The sequence below is a fragment of the Gammaproteobacteria bacterium genome (assembly GCA_029882975.1).
In the GTDB taxonomy this organism is placed as follows: Bacteria; Pseudomonadota; Gammaproteobacteria; order SZUA-152; family SZUA-152; genus JAJDNG01.
This window is the reverse complement of the sequence record JAOUJW010000001.1, coordinates 377,203-392,968: the sequence shown is the minus strand read 5'-3', so window position 1 is coordinate 392,968 and position 15,766 is coordinate 377,203. Positions and strand designations below refer to the sequence as shown.

Here is a 15,766-nt window from a genome sequence, read left to right as displayed (position 1 = left end):
TACAGAATTCGCATTATTGGGGCTCCATCAGTCAACCTCTGGAACCCCCATCGCTGCACGGAACTAGCCCATGCGATCTTTCAGCGCCTTACTAACGACAGCTTAACCGGGCATTTTTTCGCTGCACCTTTTTTGTTAGAGTGCAACGAAACAAAAAAGGTGCAGCGAAAAAATGGTCCGGGTTTAAGCTATTGTTATTCATCATTACCATCCAATACCTGCGCCCAACGTTATTTTACTGTTTCCCGAATCGACATTACCATATATGCCCGCGCTAAAATATAACTCCAACGGTGAAAAAATAACTTCTGCACCAATATAATCTACTTCGTCAATTTTTAGGTAGCTAAATCCATAGCGAAGGTTTCCTATACAACAAGCAGTTTCTCCATAACCTAATGTTATTTTTTCGCCGTTTTTTCCAATACTCATATCAAAAAAATAGAATTGCCCTAACAATGGCTCTTCAAGTGATGGGGTAGATCTAATTACATAGCCAACACCCCCACTTATATTCAATTTTAATTGTGATTGATAACTTATTGAACCAAAATAGGTCAATTCACCCGCCAATAAATAACTTGGGCAGAAACACAAAAGGCAAGAATAAAGAACTCTATTCATATCTCAAACATAACGACTTCCTCACCGGCGCATTGGAGTGGGGTGCTTTTTGTGGTATCTACCACAAAAAGTGCGCCGCGGAAATGCGTCCGAGTGCAGGGGCTTGTTATAAAAAAACATTTTAGATTACCTTATGTAGATATTTCTGCTTTTTTCTTCTTCCTATAAAATCTGACAAAAGCACTTGATAGAGTAAGCAGGACAACCACTACAACTAAAATTAGCATAATGCCTTTCCTTGATTTCACTTCAGTTTTTATGCTTTCGCCTCTAATTGCTTTATCAATGTATTTTGTTAGAGTTTGAATTTCGCTTCTATCTAAATAACCAATGTGTCTATACGCAAGTGTTCCGTCGTTTGCAATAATCAATAATTCGGGTATTCCATATACTTGCAGATCTATACCAACTCTCCCAGTTCGATCAAACAGTGTCGCGGTAAATGGGTCACCATAATCACTCAGATATTGAATCGCTTTATTCTTTTCGTCTTTATAATTTAACCCATATAACCTATTTCTATATTCTTTCATTTCTAATAGTAGTTTCCAGTGCTCATTCCAACCTTCTGTTTTTTTCACCCATGAGCTCCAAGCTACTATCACCCAAACATCTCCAACTCTATCTTTGGATAGAAAGGTGCTATTTTCTGCCAAAGTCTTTAATTCAAAATTGTGTATAGGCTCTCCGACAAAATCACGTCTAGCACTTCTAGCGTTTGCATCCATGGCAATTAAGCAACATACCACAGCAAAGATAACAAAAATTACTCTGTTACTCATCTGCAATAACGCACAATTCACCGGCATACCGTAGCGGCGGACTTTTTGTGCGATTCTGCACAAAAAGTGCGCCGCGGAGGTATGTCCGAGTGGAATTGATGGTTAGAAATCACTTTATTTATAGAATATTTCTTCATGCTCAGCTTACCTAAAAGGTTTTAATAACAGTAGTACTTTACTACCAGAATTCCATTTAACTTTACCAAGAGAATACGAATGTTTTTCTAGGTGGAAAGAGATATATCCCATGACTCTACCACCAATCAATAATGTTTTTGAAACCTCTTTACTGCGAGAATCTCTACTCACTCCGCCAAGTAATTCCGTATGCCTTTCTTGGTGTGAAGAGAACTGCCCCATGACTCTATCACCGATCAAAAATGTGTTTCGAAGTCGATGCACTTAATGCATCAAATACTCTTTATAGAATCCACCATCGCGGAACCGAAAGTTTCACTTAACTTTATCTATCCCGCATCGTTTCTAAACAATATAAATGGTCATTGCTCCCCGTTTCATAACTCCCGCAATGCCTAAAGTTATCCCAAGCAGCTCCCACCTCGCCTCGTGCTGCACAGCCAACCGACGAAATCAAAGCAAGAACTACTACAATCAAATACAAATATTTCATATTTTCACGCCCATATTTTATATCCCAATAGCCTGAACCGCTTCAACTGCTCCTACCTACTAATAGCCCACAACTTTTTTCTTAACCACTAACAGCGAGCACTTTTTCTAACGAGAGCCCTCACCGGCACATTGAAGCAGCGCACTTTTTGTGGTATACACCACAAAAAGTGCGCTGCTTCAATGTGTCCGCGTGCAGGGATGTGTTAGAAAACATTGTATACACTGTCACTTGTTTTCAGTTTATGGCACATAGTAGCTTGTTAATCATTCTTATTCAGTACCGCCCGCAATAACAATCGCGTTCAAAACGGCCAAAGGTGCTTCAAAATATTTTGCTACTCCCAATACTGTTTTGTTATTCTTATTGCGTGCATTAATATTTACACCACATACTAGAATTTGTTGGATTTTATCTAACGCTTCTTTAGACCTATAGTTGCTAAGCTCGATTGCTTCAAATAATTTTTCGTTTAATTCGTTCCATTCTGCTCCTGGGTCAATATTGACATTCTTAGGAACAATTGACTCAGCTCGCGGCAGCAAACCGGATGTACGAATCGCTTCTCTTATTTTTGATTCAGAAGTATATTTGCTTTGCAAATTAAATAGGGTTTCTTTTAGTTTGAACGCGCTTTTTGTTTCCTTTTTATCCAAAATAATTCCTTTGCTACAAACCGGGCAAAGCAAACGATGAAATTTATCATATGGAATCAAGGGAACAAAATATATAGTGAACCAATAGGTGTTCTCATACAAATGCCATGGTGAATTATTGCTGCAATTGGGGCAGACTATAGGCAAAACTGGACCCAAGTCTTTAGTAGAGCCCGTAATTGTTCCGAAAATCATATACACGTATCCTTAAAAAAACTAACGTCGCCCATAACCAGACGGTAAAAGGGGCGCTTGCTTTTGCAAAAATGTAGCGAAGCGAAATGCAAAAACAAGTGCCGCTTTTGACGGTCTGCTGTTAATGGTCCTTGTTATGTCTTTAATTTTCTTCAAAAAAATCATTATCTATTTCTTTTATTTCATATATATTTGCGGTTTGTACACCAACCCCAAATTGATACATTAAATTTACGAGTTTTTTGCCATCAATTAGAATTATTTTATGGTGAGCTTCTTTAGCTTTTTTTACCGCAGACTCATCGAACGATGAAGTTGTAACAAAAACTCCTTTTGTTGTATCGCCGCTCATTGCGCCAATAAAGTTTCTTATTTCTTTTTCTCTCACTTTATTCTCAGAATAGCGTTTAGCCTGAATGAATATTTTTTCAAGTCCTAGTTGATCTTGATTTATAATTCCATCAATTCCTCCATCTCCAGACTTTTTTGTTTCGACAAAATCTCCATAACCCATTTTTTTTAATAAAATTAAAATTACTTTTTCAAAATAGTAAGGGTCAATAGCTTTGAATTTTTCTAAAAGCTCTGATTTTATTTCGTTTTCAATTATTGAAAATCCTTGGTCTATTAAGTCTTGGGGAGTTGCATTTTCTAGTTGCTGTTCATCAACTGAAACAGGTTTGTTTTTATCTTTGTTTTTCTGGCATTCCACATAGTCCGGGTCGTTCTTTAACTGTTTTAGCGTGAGAACTCCGTTTTTTAATGTAGCCATGCCTTTTTCAGTTATTTTTACCATAGCCCGTTCTGGTTGAATTAAGAAGTTACCTTCCTTTAAATATGCTTTACCCCAACCAATTCTATTTAGAATTAATAAATCTCCGGACTGTGTTTTTTGAGACAAAACCTCTTCTGGAAGATGTGAGTAAAACTTATCTCTTACGCGCTTTCGAAGCTCGTTATAATGCATGACTTCGCCTGTAGACAGAATATCCAATATCGGTATAAATGTTTCGTGAAATTTTGGTAGTTCAGTTTTCATATGACCTAGCGCCAATTAGTGTGTATCCTTCATATAGACATAACAGAGTTTTCGACAGTCCACGTAATTATACCTTTTATTATTTTTGTCAATATACACAATCACGCGATCATTTCTTGAGCACACCCCTGTGCAACTTACCGTATTTACTGAGATCATTTGTAAATCTCCAAGAAACAATTGTTTATGGTCTTTATGTTTAGCACAGTTCTGTGGCACCTTCCAGTAATTTGATCAATTGGTCCACAAAGTTTGGTTGTTAGTCGATCAGTTTTGGGTTTGGTGTCATTGTGCATATTGAACTGCTGTATTTTACTTTTTATTACCTGTGTTTAATATGCCCTTTTTCAACACATTGCGGAATTGGCAGTAGGGTTGGTAGAGGTGTGAAAATTGCGCCGTAAAAACAATAGATTAACAAAAGGTGAAAGGTGCGGTGGAGAAATATTGTCAGTATTGCAATTCTGAAAAATACTGCAACAGTCAGGCTTATTCTTTTTAGACAAAAAGCTGCACATAAAAGCACTGCTTGTCTTGCTGCAGACGGGATTTTGAGTTAGGGAATGGTGTGTCTCGGGTAAAGGGAATTAGTGATATAGGCGATTACCGTTCTTTAATTTGTAATACACGACTACCATCGCGAAACACGATTGCCCAGCCGCCCCAAAGGGGGAGTTCTTTCTGTTGTGGTGCTGTTTTGCGGGTGCCATTAATCTTGACTAAAGTGACGATTTTTTTGCGCGGTTCGTATTCCGCGGTCATGGTGAGGTTGGATAGGCTGACTTGGCGTGGGTATTTGCGATCGAATTCTTCCCGTTCCCAGTCGGGGATACCGCTGAATTTCAGGTCATGGTCTTCTATCAGTTCCATGTCGGTGCCGGATTCTACGCCCAGTTGTTGTAGCCGCCGGCTCAACCACATTCGAGGGTCAACCGGGCGTTCTGTCTTATCGTTAAGGTGAATATAGAGGTTCCAGGCATCAATATCTTCTTGTAGGGTTTGGCTTAAGCGGCGACGTAAGCGTTTTTGAACAATTAGATCCGCAAGTGCGTCTCTGGCGGTTTGTCCGTTGGCTTCGATGAGTTCCTCATGGATTATTCTTCCGGCGTAGATGCGCTGCTGCAGTGTGAATACACGGTGTTCCATCCACTGAGGTTGGGCGTATTGCTTGTCGCCAACATTAAGTTTGGCCAAAAATTGAAAAGTTACCGGGGCCATAACAGTTGCGCGGTTGATGGTTTTTTTGGTTCCCTTGCCAGGGGCGTGATGCTGGTCCAATACGACAGCGGCTTCGTCATCTTCGCTAAAGCGCGATTCCATGCCTATTTCCACTTCACTGAAGCCGTTGCCCAGGGCGTTGCGGCGCTTGTCTCGGCGTATATAAACCAGCTCTGGTGTTGCTTGAATAATAGCTGCTAACAGCTCTTGACGAGAAAATTCCGGGTTGTCGCTTCCCAGTTGCAAGGCGTTGCGTGTTTGTGTTGCGATTTGTCGTGCTTCTTTCACGGCTTTTTGGTTTAGGGGAATGTTTTCCGGAACTTTGTTGCGCATAATGGCTATAAGGGTACACATATCACAATTCAACGGTTGCCACTGCTTGAGCGATTTGTGTTGATGTTCTTGTTGCAAGGGAGGGAGCAAGTTTCGGTCAGCGCTCAGTGCGGCAGATAGGTCTATCATTGCCGCACGTAGAGCATTGTTTGGCATTGCAGTGATTAGGTGGGAGAAGAGGGGGTCCAGAGGTAAGGGGAACAGGCGTTTACCATGTTCTGTTAAAAGTCCGGTATCGTTGAGAGCTTGCATGTCCTTGAGTAAGTCCAGCGCCCGTTGTACCGCGTGATCGGGCAAAGGGTCGGGAAATTGCAGTTGTTGTACCGGGTTGCCTCCGGCTGCAGCGGCCAAAATTAATTCTGTAAGTTCTTCTCTGCTGGTTTCCGGCGGAGTATAAGGTTCCAGTCGCGCCTGTTGTCCCCACAGGCGCACACACAGCCCGGGCGCGGTGCGACCGGCTCGGCCGCTGCGTTGATCTGCTGCCGCTTGGGAGATTTGGTGCAGGCCCAGTACAGTGCGCGCGTTGCGGTGGTGGGTGCGTCGCTCCAGGCCGCTATCAATCACAATGCGCACCCCGGGGATGGTCAATGAGGTTTCGGCCACGTTGGTGGCCAGGATGATTCGGCGCTGTTTCCCCGGAGTTAACGCCTTATCTTGAGTTTTGCTGTCGACTCCGGCGTGCAGTGGTATGAGTTCTATCGATTGCTGTTTCAAATCCGGGTTGTTCCCAAGTGTAGCTATCACCGATTGAATTTCACCTTTACCGGGTAGAAACACCAGCACGTCACCTTCGGGTTGAGCGGCTAACAGCTCAACTAGACAGGCAGTGATGCGGTTTTCCAAGTGTTTCAGGCGTGGCAGGTCTCTTTGCTCGCTGTAGCGAACGTCGACGGGGTAAGTGCGGCCTTGTGATGTTAATAATTGTGCGTCTAAGTATTGTGCCAACCGGGACCCATCCACGGTGGCTGAAGTGATAACAATTCGACGCATGTCATTTTTTTGGATATGACGTTTAAGCAGTGCAGCCAACAAGTCGGTGTCCCAGCGGCGTTCATGAAATTCATCCAGGATGATACACGAGAATTCAATGAGCTTGTCTTGGGCGAACCAGCGTAGGGCTATGCCTGGCGTGACAAAAACGAGCTGTGAGTTTTTACCGTATTGCTGATCGAAACGAACCGCGTAGCCGATGCTTTGGCCGAGTTCGCTGTTATGTATCTGGGCGACGTAACGGGCAAGGGAACGGCAAGCCAGTCGCCGAGGCTCAATCACCAGGACTCTACCCTTTTGCATACACCACAGTGGAAGGTGGGTCGATTTGCCGCTGCCGGTGGGGGATTGCACCACTACATGTCCAAGGTCGAGGGCCTGTGTGAACCGATCTTTGATTTGCTCAATGGGAAGGGTGTTGCTCATGCTTCGGTCGGCGATTGGATTTTCCCGTCATGGTATTGCAACTGTTTTTTTACGGTGCCATCTCGATGGTAAAAAGTGACCGTGCCGTGCCATTGGTTTTTTCGGCAGTTGCCCTGGCATTCCAGTTTGCCATTGATGTCGTAGTACAGCCAAAGGCCGTGTTTCAGGCCGTTTTTGTGCTCTCCTTCGATACGTTTGTGACCTTCTTTATCGTAGTAGATCCATAGGCCCTGTTTTAAGCAATTTTTAACCAGGCCTTCTTCGGCTACTTGACCGTTGGTATGGGGGACTACCACATGACCTTGTTCAATCATGCTGCCTCGTTGATCAAAATAGAAATTAAACAAGGCTTCACCGTCGTTACTGAAATGGGCTTCCATGACTTTGCGTCCGCTTTTTTTGTAAAAGCTCCACACTCCGGTTTTGGTGCCGTTTAACAATTGGCCTTTGACTTTTAATGCGCCGTCTTCGTAATGCTCCTTGTACTCTTGAGGTGTTCCGTTCATTTTTGTTTGGCGGGCGGTTTTGAGTTTTTCAACAATTCTTTTGCTTGCTTTTTTTCGTCTTCTGTCAAGGCCTGGTATCCGCGGTTTTCAATCCAACCGTAGCCCCAACGAAATTTCGTGGGCCAACGGGGGCTGCCGCCAACGCGAACGCCTTCGCGCATGATGGTTGAAATGAATGTTTGTCCTAAGGATGCTACACAGTTTTTTAACGCCTCATCGGCAGTTACGCGTTCCTCATAGGTGCCGCCTTGCCAGTAGGCTTTGTCGTGTTCTGTACAACAAGCCAGCCACAAATCTTTTTGGGTTATTGTGCCGTCAGGGAAAACACTGCAGCCGTCTGAAGTGAAGGGTTTCAGTTGGTTAGCATAAGAGGTATCGCTGTAGGATGTAGCCATAAGCAGTAATGCGAGGAGGCAATAAAACGGTAGTTGCGACATATTGTTCAACACAAATTTTTTGGGTGAATTATTCGTACGCATTGAGAAAACTCTGAAGGTAAAAAAACTCTTTGCCGGATTTTGCCTACATTACCACTAATTGGTTTGGGCAAGCAAATGGCGGGGTGAAATGCGTGGGTTAAGAAGCTAAGTGTCCCGGTGAGGGAATGACGTAGCCATTGAGAACCGAACCAACGGGCACGTAAGGGGGATTGAACGTGGGCACGGGCCCCATACCCATCACCATCATGACATTTTGACTTGACATCCAGGAAACAAAGTAATTCATTAAATGCACTGCCAGGTTGTAAATAAACAAATTCATTTCCGCGATCTTAAATTCAGCCGGAAGTTTAGCGTATATGGCCGATTCCAATGTTGATGGGGATGCCAGTTTAGAGAAGTTCTGGGAAACGCACACAATGAGTGGCATGGGTATATTGGGTGTGGGCGGGGCGAAAGGTGCGGCTACGGCGACGAACATTGGATACCAAGGTAATCCCGGTACCGTAACAGTGTCTTGCCATTGTTTAAATGAAGCGGAAACCGCGTCGGCCACGGCGTTGGCCAGTGTTTTAAACATACCGCTGCTGTTGTAAATGCCGGGAGCCTGTGTGATCCACGGTTTGAGATCCGGTCCTTGTAAACAGCCGGGTACACCAATAGCTGTTTGACCCATGATTTGGATATTGGCAAAGTGTGCCTGCAATCGCCAGCTGTCCACGCCATATTTGACCGCGTTGACAAGTTTGTCTCTGTTGTTGGTTGTAGTCAAAGACTTTACTTGGTCTTCCTGAATGGATTGTTGTTGTAACGCCGTTGTCAGGGTTTGTGCGGTGGTAGCGGCAGATTGCACGGAGAAGGCAGTGTTGACACCGATCTGGCGTTTTTCCACGGTGTTAAAGTCGGTTAGCAAGCTGGTTTGGGAAGTTTTTGCGGTCGCCTCGACGTCACTTTTTGGGGTTACGGAAGAAAGAGCTTGCAGCTGGGCGGACACTGAGTTCTCCCGTACAAGCGTCGGATTGAGAAAAGTGGATGCAGTTTGCCTTATGGTCATGGTATTAGCCCTCACTCTGTAATTCTGGGCGTACAGCTATTCATTCGCATTGATCCAGAGCAAATCTGGTATTCCTTAATATAGTTCTACTGAACTTGCAGCTAATTTACTTGCAGCTATTTTGTCGCTGAAATTGTGCGGGAGCATGGTCGCTGCTGTTGTACGAGCTTTGTTTTTTCTGAGGGTTTTCATCAATTATTTCCCAGGCGATTACGTCAAAGCGAGGTGAGTAGGAATGTATTTTCTTGTTGCTGAGTAAATTGCTGCTGATTTTTTGGTAGGGGTAACCTTGCAGACGGATACGGGTATTGTTGGTTATCTCCTTGGTTTCAGGGCGGGCCATGGGTTGCGGGTAAGCGGGGTGTATCGCTGTGCCCGGTTGTTTGTTCTGCAATCTATGCAACGTGAGGCATGTTTCTGTGCCGCTGTAAATGGCATCTATAGATATGGCGGATTGGCTGCTGCGTGTTTCTTCTTCCACGATGTGTGGTTCCAAAAAGTACAGGAACAGAAGGGGAAGAGATAGTGTAAAACTGATTAAAACAATTTTTGGCAGCACAAGTAGTTCTCGTCAGGTACAAGTTCGGGATATTTATTATACTGTAAGGAAGCTTTGCTTCACTATTGGCATTATATGAATACTGTGTTGAACTGAAAAGTGTCACAACGCGATTGTAAATAGGGGTTTAAGGTATGCGCCACCAATGTCCAGGCGAGTTTTACCGGGAAATCGTACAAGAATTATGTGTTCATTTTAGCCCGGATGAATCCGTTGATGTGGATGAGCAATTCTACCGCTATTTAGATCGGTGTTATGAAGCAGATAAGCAGGCATTGGCACAAGCCGGTTTGGAAGGCGAAGCGCCGCGTTCTGTATCGGGGGTGCGCAATGGTTTGTTTATTTTTGCGGTGGGGTTGTTGACTTATGGCCGATTGGATGTTGTTGAGGATATCGTGGAACGTATGCCTCAAAGTGGGCATACGCGGCAGTTGGAATATGTGATAAATGTGTTGTTGCCACTTCCGGCCGGTTTGGACCCAGTTGGAGACAGAGCCGGTTTTCATGAGTGGTTATGCCGTCATAAGACAGATTTGAAATGGAATGCCGCTAAAGGTCTATTTGAGTATGATGCGCAGAGTGTTCCGCTTACTAGATGAACATTAAAACCACACCCACAAGCACCGAGCCCAGTCCTAATGCAAGTACAAGCCAATCGCCCTGAGCCAAGCCGGGTTGTAAGGTGGATTGCTGCGGAAACTCCGGGTTGTAATATACGGTGACGGCTTTGGAAAGGGGGTATTTCTCGGCGATAGAGCGACTGAATTCTTGAGTCGGTGTCAAATCTACCGGGAACTCCAGTCTACCTTCATATGGAGTACCGTTAACGCTGTAGGTATAAGTAACATGCGGCAGTAGAGCGTCATGCTCGGATTGTTCTCGGCTCTCGGTAATCTGTCCCAGCGCATAGGGCCATTGGAGGCTGCGGCGACTTCGGCTAATAATAATCCAGCCCCATGCGGAAGCGGCGACGCCAAAGACGATAAATAGCGTCAAAATAATGGAATAAGGATTCATGGTGAACACTCCACAACCACCTGATCTGGCGGTCCATTATATTCCTTAATAGCAGCGAATTGTTAAAACCTGTTGAAATACTTTGGGTTTGACCGGTCATCCGGACCCAGTTTTCGACTTAGTTCTATCAATCGTGGATAGTTGGGACAGAAGGACATGTCTTTGGGTGGGTGTCCGTCACGTAGACAGTGATCACAGGATTCCAGGTTGGGGCAGGCCTTGCAGCGTTGTACGTGGAGTTGTATTTCCTCCTCTGGCAGACGATTTAAATAGGTATGGAAATCGGCGCCTATAAATTGCAGCATTTTGAAAAGGCGGAGGTTTTTTACGGTATGTTGCAACTGAGGGTTATTGTCAGAAATAGTTTTAAGGCGTCGACAACCTTGGCGACATGCAAGCACTATCAGGCATGCCAGGGCGGTTAACAAGGTATAGTAAAGTATACTGGTCAACATTTTTTTCGCCTTTGCTGCAAAGCAGCACTCTCTAACTATATTAGCGGATAATGTTATAAAAGTCTTTAGGTCTGTGTGGGTTCAGAGCGGGAGTTCCTTACCCCCGGCTTTGTTCGGGTTTGTGACGCAAGTCCGACCTTGGTGCCGAATTTCAGTCTCCAAAGCCGGTCTTAAAATCCAGGCACACCCTGTGAATGGTCCAGGTAAATAGGGACGATGCTACGGTGATAATGGAGCTGTAGACGCTGCAACGTAATGTTCTCAACCCCCTGTTTAGCTTGCAAAAGTTTCTACTTATGCAGAACCCGGATGGGTTAGTTTAAAAACGTCCGGTGGCTGGCCCCATGCTTGCAAGAATGTCAGACGAGATTTTGTCGACTGTTTTGTTGAATCTGGAGAGTTTTCGATGTCTTACAAGGTTAGTTTACCGCAAATTGGTCCTTACTTTTGCGCTATTTCTGATACGAAATACCGGTTTTGGTGCCGGGCCAAAGGTGAAGGTGTGGGGGTTATCCGTTACAAGCAGTCGGAACATACGCGGGTGCATGTGCATGCTTTTCCTTTGAAACGTCGATTCGACAATACGGGTGTTGTTGATTTGGAACTGGAAGCCAATGAAACCTATATCATTCAGATGGGGATCGTGAGGAATGCTTCCATTGAACAGCTGTCCGTGCCCGACTTGGAGCTTAAGTGGCCTGCGGACTCTGAGATGTACATTAAGACGTTTCCGAAATCCGGTTCGACTACCGAAGAGACCGCGTTTCTTATGGGCTCCAGTCGTCATCCGGGCGGGTGGTTCTCCGGTAACAGCGATGCCGCTTTTGCCAGTATGGATGCAATGATGCGCGCTAACTCGATTAAACCGGGTTTTATCCTGATGACCGGTGGACAAGTGTTTGCAGATTTTAAAGGCAATGGACCACCCTCAGAGATAGAAGCTTACTTTAAGAAATATCGCCAGGCTTTTTCCTCGCCCCATTTTTCGCGGGTTCTTAAAAAACTGCCCGCCTACATGATTTTCAATGATCATGATATTCAACGACAGTGGTCCATTGGTAAATATGAAACCGCAGAAAAAGGGTTTCATATGAGCCTGTTCAGCAAAGCTATTTTGGCTTACCAGAGCTACCAATCCAATATGAGTCCGGTCATTAAGGAGGATAGCAGCGTAGCTGATGCGCCGGAGATTGGTTTGAGCATCTATGGCGAAAAAGGATATGGGGAAATTCCATTTTGGTACGAGTTTAACCACGGCCAATGTGATTTTTTTGTGATGGATGTGCGCACTGAGCGTAGGGAACCCCATTGCATGATTTCCAAACAACAATTGGAGTGCGTACAGGAATTTTTATTACGCGATCCCGGACGGAAAAAGTTTATTGTCAGTTCTGTACCGGTGTTCCCGGATACTCGTCCCCCATTCGGGGTGCCGGCGGATAAGTGGACGGCCTTTCCTAATCAGCGCAAGCAATTGTTACAGTTTATTGAGGAAAAGCAAAAAACCGGTGAGGTTAAAGATGTCATTTTCTTGTCCGGAGGGGTGCATTGTTCCTTTGTGGCCAAAGCCGTTTTTCCAAAGTCACAATACAGCATGTATAGTGTTGTTTCGTCCTCCTTTAACCGCCTTGCCAAAGGCCTGGATAACCAGGACTTTTTGTGGGAAGAAGTTCGCGGATTTCCGCGGAATGAATTGGCGCTGGAACGCAAGACCTATGGTGGCGGTATGAGCAAGGTGCAACGCGAAAGTAACTTTGCTTATCTCTCAGTAGTGGAAGATACATTACAAATCGAGTTTTACTCCAGTGACGGGGTCAAGCTGGAAGATCATGTCATTACCCTAAATACCCAACCCATACAGGAACCGGAACGCTATGCGGTGGTGGGGCGGTTGGATAGCCTGAATTCCGAGAGTGAGGTAGAGGAAAAGAAGATTCTTGCGTTCGATAAGCAGGGATTGGGGACCCGGAATTATTACTAACGGTTGATAAACTCCAAGTGATAAGAATATTGAGATTAAAAAAAACCCGCCATCCGGCGGGTTTTTTAATCTGGTTTAGCGGTCCAGTAATTTGTCCAGCACCTCTTTGGGGGTTGGAATATTTTTCAAATCTTCTCTTACCTCCTTGGGACTGGGTACTTTAATAGTTACCTTTGGCGGCACCGGGACTGTCACGGTAGTGGTGACAGATGCTGAACCGGAGTCGGTATGTGTGTGCCGATGTTTTTTGACTTGTCGGGTATCTTGGCGATGATCCCTGGCATGGTCGTCGCGACGATGATCGCGGGAGTGGCCTCGGTCATCGTCACGGCGATGATCTCTGGCATGGTCGTCGCGACGATGATTGCGGGAGTGGCCTCGGTCATCATCGTGCCGATGATCTCTGGCATGGTCGTCGCGACGATGGTCGCGGGGATGGCCCCGGTCATTGTCACGGCGATGATCCCTGGCGCGGTCGTCGCGACGATGATCGCGGGAGTGGCCTCGATCATCATCGTGCCGACGATCTCTGGCATGTTTGCGGTCACGGTCGCGATGATCCCTGGCGTGTTTGCGGTCACGGTTACGATGATCCCTGGCGTGATCACGCTCCCGGTGGTGGTCGCGGGCGTGTCTGCGGCGGTGTTGGTCCTGGTCATAGTCCCGGTCCCAAAACATTGTTTTGGGATACCATTGTTGATGGCGTTTGTTATGGCGATACGGCCGTTTGGTATCCAAATGCAAGGCCAAGCGTTCATCTTTATATAAAGTAATATGCCAGGGTAGTACGCGTGAACTCAGCCAGCGGCCGGAGCTGAAATAAAAGTACAAACCCCGGTCTACATCAAAATAGACACCGTGTTCAGGATAGTAGTAGTAGTGGTGATCGCCTCGACCATTGTCAAAGCGGTCAGCACCCCGGTCATGTTTGTGCGAGGAATGGGCCCAAGCAGTGCTGCCAAACAGGGCCAAGGATGTAGCAAGCAGTAAAGCTGCGATGGTTTGGGGGCGTTTATGTATCATTGGAAGTCCTCCAATTGTTCTAAATCAATCATAGCCATCAGGTCGATGGCGGTTTCACTGTGTTGGTTTGCGTCGACGGTGATTTCTTCCCAGAACCATTGGTCTAAGGAATTTTGTGCCAGTTCTGTATTACCTGTTGTCGATGTCTCCGGATTAAAGGTAATAAGTGCTGTCACAATCAGCGCCAAACTCGCGGCCATCATGCCTTTGAAAACCAGGCTGCTGTGCCACGGCTTTTTACCGGTCTCCAGATTGGTGACGGTGGATTCCGTCCTGGCGGATTGCACGCGGGGCTTATCTTGTGGCGGCAGATTGTCCATTATTCTTGATAACAACTCACCGTGTTCGGCCTCTGCAACGCTGTTTTGTGCCTGAATCGGCAAAATACCCATCGCCTGGTCCAGTTGTTGCGCTTGCAACCATTGGGATTTCAGTCCGCTGGATTGTTGGATAAGCTCCAGGGCCGCGTCACGTTCGGTTTCGGGCCAATGTTCCGAATGGGAGCCGTAGCTGGCCAGTAGTTGTGTCACTCGTTCTGTGTTCATTTTCGATTTCATAAGCTGGTACCTTCTGATTCCAAAAGGATTGGTCGTAAACTGCGCCTGGCTCGTGCCAACAATGATTCCAGGGCTTCGACACTGGTTTCCAGAATTTTTGCAGCTTCGCGGTTAGAAAATCCATGGTAGGCGCAAAACATGATGGCGCTGCGTTGTCTCTCCGGCAAAGTTTGCAGTGCTTGTTGAATTTTCGCCATTTTTTGCGATTGCGCCAATTCCTGTTCCGGTGCAAAGTTGTCAACTTGATAGTGGTCGCTTTCCAGGGAGATTTCCGGTTTGCGTTTTCTCAGTTTGTCGATACACAGGTTATACGTGACCCGGTAGAGCCAGTAATGCGGCGGAATATTCATATCACGCCAACTGGAGGCTTTTTGCCAAACTTTGATAAAAGCCTCCTGGGCTACATCCTCGGCATCGGCTTTTTTGCCCATATGGCCGAAAGCAAAACTGACGATTTTGTCCAGGTAACGCCGGGTAAATTCGGTAAATGCAGCCTGATTACCCTGGGCAATTGTCTCCATAAGATGTTTATCATCGGCATTTGCCCAGGGATTTATTTTCAGCACGGGTGCTTCCTCGGCTTGCGGTAAATGGGTTGGCGAAGTCATAAGTAGGGACCTTGCAGACATTATTTTACTTTCCATTTATTGGCGCGGTAGTTTTTAACTTCCTCCGCGGTCACGAGTTGATCGCTGTTGGCGTCGATTCGTTTGAACCAGTCGGTCCAGGCGCGTAAACTTTCCTCTGCGGTGATCTCGCCGTTGCCGTTCAAATCCAGTTTCTGAAACAGAAAGTTACGTGGGTTTTTGCCGCCAAAGTGTTTTTTGCGATGCTTGGCCTGGGCAAATTCCTCCTTGCTCAACTCCCCGTCACCGTTGATATCCATGCGTTGAAAACGTTTTTCCGCCCGTTGCCGCTGGAACTCCACAAACTCCGATTTGGACAGTGTGTGACTGGTATCGGTGTCCATTTCTTTAAAGCGATGGGTTCGCATTTCCGCGCGGCGATCGCTCATATGGTTACGGAATTCCAAGGTGGTGACCACACCGTCGCTGTTTTCGTCCATTTGTTGAAAACGTTTGATAGCTGCAGCATTGAATTCGTCCAAAGTAACCACGTTGTCCTGGTTGGAATCGAAAAAATGCATAAATCTTCCTTGGCCGGAGCCCGCTTGGGCTGGTAGAACGGCTCCCAAAGCTGTGGCCACGAAAATGGTAAGTATATGTTTTTTCACAATGTAAACCCTTATCTGTAAGTGTAAGCACGTTTTCCTTTGCTAT

General features: G+C 45.7%; 17 protein-coding genes. 2 read left to right on the top strand and 15 right to left on the bottom strand.

The features are described from left to right. Window positions 1-204: 204 nt before the first annotated feature. The 9 genes from OEY58_01705 to OEY58_01665 all read right to left on the bottom strand — a co-directional run bounded on the left by OEY58_01705 (window position 205) and on the right by OEY58_01665 (window position 9,375). On the bottom strand, window positions 205-573 hold the full coding sequence (locus tag OEY58_01705; GenBank protein MDH5324160.1) for a hypothetical protein: 369 nt from the start codon (window positions 571-573) through the stop codon (window positions 205-207). A gap of 182 nt (window positions 574-755) precedes the next feature. Further along, window positions 756-1,469, bottom strand: a complete 714-nt coding sequence (locus tag OEY58_01700) for a hypothetical protein (GenBank protein ID MDH5324159.1) — start codon at window positions 1,467-1,469, stop codon at window positions 756-758. An 840-nt stretch (window positions 1,470-2,309) separates the two neighbouring features. Then, window positions 2,310-2,888, bottom strand: a complete 579-nt coding sequence (locus OEY58_01695; GenBank protein ID MDH5324158.1) for a zinc ribbon domain-containing protein — start codon at window positions 2,886-2,888, stop codon at window positions 2,310-2,312. A 142-nt stretch (window positions 2,889-3,030) separates the two neighbouring features. Further along, a complete protein-coding gene (locus tag OEY58_01690) occupies window positions 3,031-3,927 on the bottom strand; it encodes a restriction endonuclease (protein ID MDH5324157.1) in 897 nt (298 codons plus the stop codon). Window positions 3,928-4,530: 603 nt separating this feature from the next. Next, window positions 4,531-6,894: a helicase-related protein gene (locus tag OEY58_01685; GenBank protein ID MDH5324156.1), complete on the bottom strand. Its 2,364-nt coding sequence runs from the start codon at window positions 6,892-6,894 to the stop codon at window positions 4,531-4,533. Further along, a complete protein-coding gene (locus OEY58_01680) occupies window positions 6,891-7,400 on the bottom strand; it encodes a hypothetical protein (GenBank protein ID MDH5324155.1) in 510 nt (169 codons plus the stop codon). The genes OEY58_01685 and OEY58_01680 overlap by 4 nt, the downstream gene beginning before the upstream one ends. Continuing rightward, window positions 7,397-7,795 carry a hypothetical protein gene (locus OEY58_01675; GenBank protein MDH5324154.1) on the bottom strand — a complete coding sequence of 133 codons (399 nt, stop codon included), beginning with the start codon at window positions 7,793-7,795 and terminating at the stop codon, window positions 7,397-7,399. The genes OEY58_01680 and OEY58_01675 overlap by 4 nt, the downstream gene beginning before the upstream one ends. Before the next feature lie 181 nt (window positions 7,796-7,976). Continuing rightward, entirely contained in the window at window positions 7,977-8,894 is a 918-nt protein-coding gene (locus OEY58_01670) for a hypothetical protein (protein MDH5324153.1), read from the bottom strand. 106 nt (window positions 8,895-9,000) lie between these two features. After that, on the bottom strand, window positions 9,001-9,375 hold the full coding sequence (locus tag OEY58_01665; GenBank protein MDH5324152.1) for a hypothetical protein: 375 nt from the start codon (window positions 9,373-9,375) through the stop codon (window positions 9,001-9,003). Window positions 9,376-9,587: 212 nt separating this feature from the next. Between OEY58_01665 and OEY58_01660 the strand changes: the two genes are divergently transcribed. Next, complete coding sequence (locus OEY58_01660) at window positions 9,588-10,052, top strand: hypothetical protein (GenBank protein MDH5324151.1); 465 nt, start codon at window positions 9,588-9,590, stop codon at window positions 10,050-10,052. On the opposite strand, the gene OEY58_01655 is transcribed toward OEY58_01660, so the two are convergent. Next, window positions 10,045-10,470 (bottom strand): DUF3592 domain-containing protein, encoded by a 426-nt coding sequence (locus OEY58_01655; GenBank protein MDH5324150.1) that lies wholly within the window; start codon window positions 10,468-10,470, stop codon window positions 10,045-10,047. The two genes, OEY58_01660 and OEY58_01655, sit on opposite strands and share 8 nt — an antisense overlap. 62 nt (window positions 10,471-10,532) lie before the next feature. Next, window positions 10,533-10,925 (bottom strand): DUF6455 family protein, encoded by a 393-nt coding sequence (locus tag OEY58_01650; GenBank protein ID MDH5324149.1) that lies wholly within the window; start codon window positions 10,923-10,925, stop codon window positions 10,533-10,535. Window positions 10,926-11,331: 406 nt separating this feature from the next. Between OEY58_01650 and OEY58_01645 the strand changes: the two genes are divergently transcribed. Continuing rightward, window positions 11,332-12,906, top strand: a complete 1,575-nt coding sequence (locus OEY58_01645) for an alkaline phosphatase D family protein (protein MDH5324148.1) — start codon at window positions 11,332-11,334, stop codon at window positions 12,904-12,906. A gap of 75 nt (window positions 12,907-12,981) precedes the next feature. On the opposite strand, the gene OEY58_01640 is transcribed toward OEY58_01645, so the two are convergent. Genes OEY58_01640 through OEY58_01625 form a run of 4 tightly spaced genes read right to left on the bottom strand, consistent with a single transcriptional unit; the run spans window position 12,982 to window position 15,720 of the window. Continuing rightward, entirely contained in the window at window positions 12,982-13,929 is a 948-nt protein-coding gene (locus OEY58_01640; GenBank protein ID MDH5324147.1) for a hypothetical protein, read from the bottom strand. Next, window positions 13,926-14,486: a hypothetical protein gene (locus OEY58_01635; protein ID MDH5324146.1), complete on the bottom strand. Its 561-nt coding sequence runs from the start codon at window positions 14,484-14,486 to the stop codon at window positions 13,926-13,928. The genes OEY58_01640 and OEY58_01635 overlap by 4 nt, the downstream gene beginning before the upstream one ends. Then, entirely contained in the window at window positions 14,483-15,094 is a 612-nt protein-coding gene (locus tag OEY58_01630) for a sigma-70 family RNA polymerase sigma factor (GenBank protein ID MDH5324145.1), read from the bottom strand. Before OEY58_01630 ends, OEY58_01635 begins: the two co-directional genes overlap by 4 nt. Before the next feature lie 20 nt (window positions 15,095-15,114). Beyond that, on the bottom strand, window positions 15,115-15,720 hold the full coding sequence (locus OEY58_01625) for an EF-hand domain-containing protein (protein ID MDH5324144.1): 606 nt from the start codon (window positions 15,718-15,720) through the stop codon (window positions 15,115-15,117). Window positions 15,721-15,766: the final 46 nt, after the last annotated feature.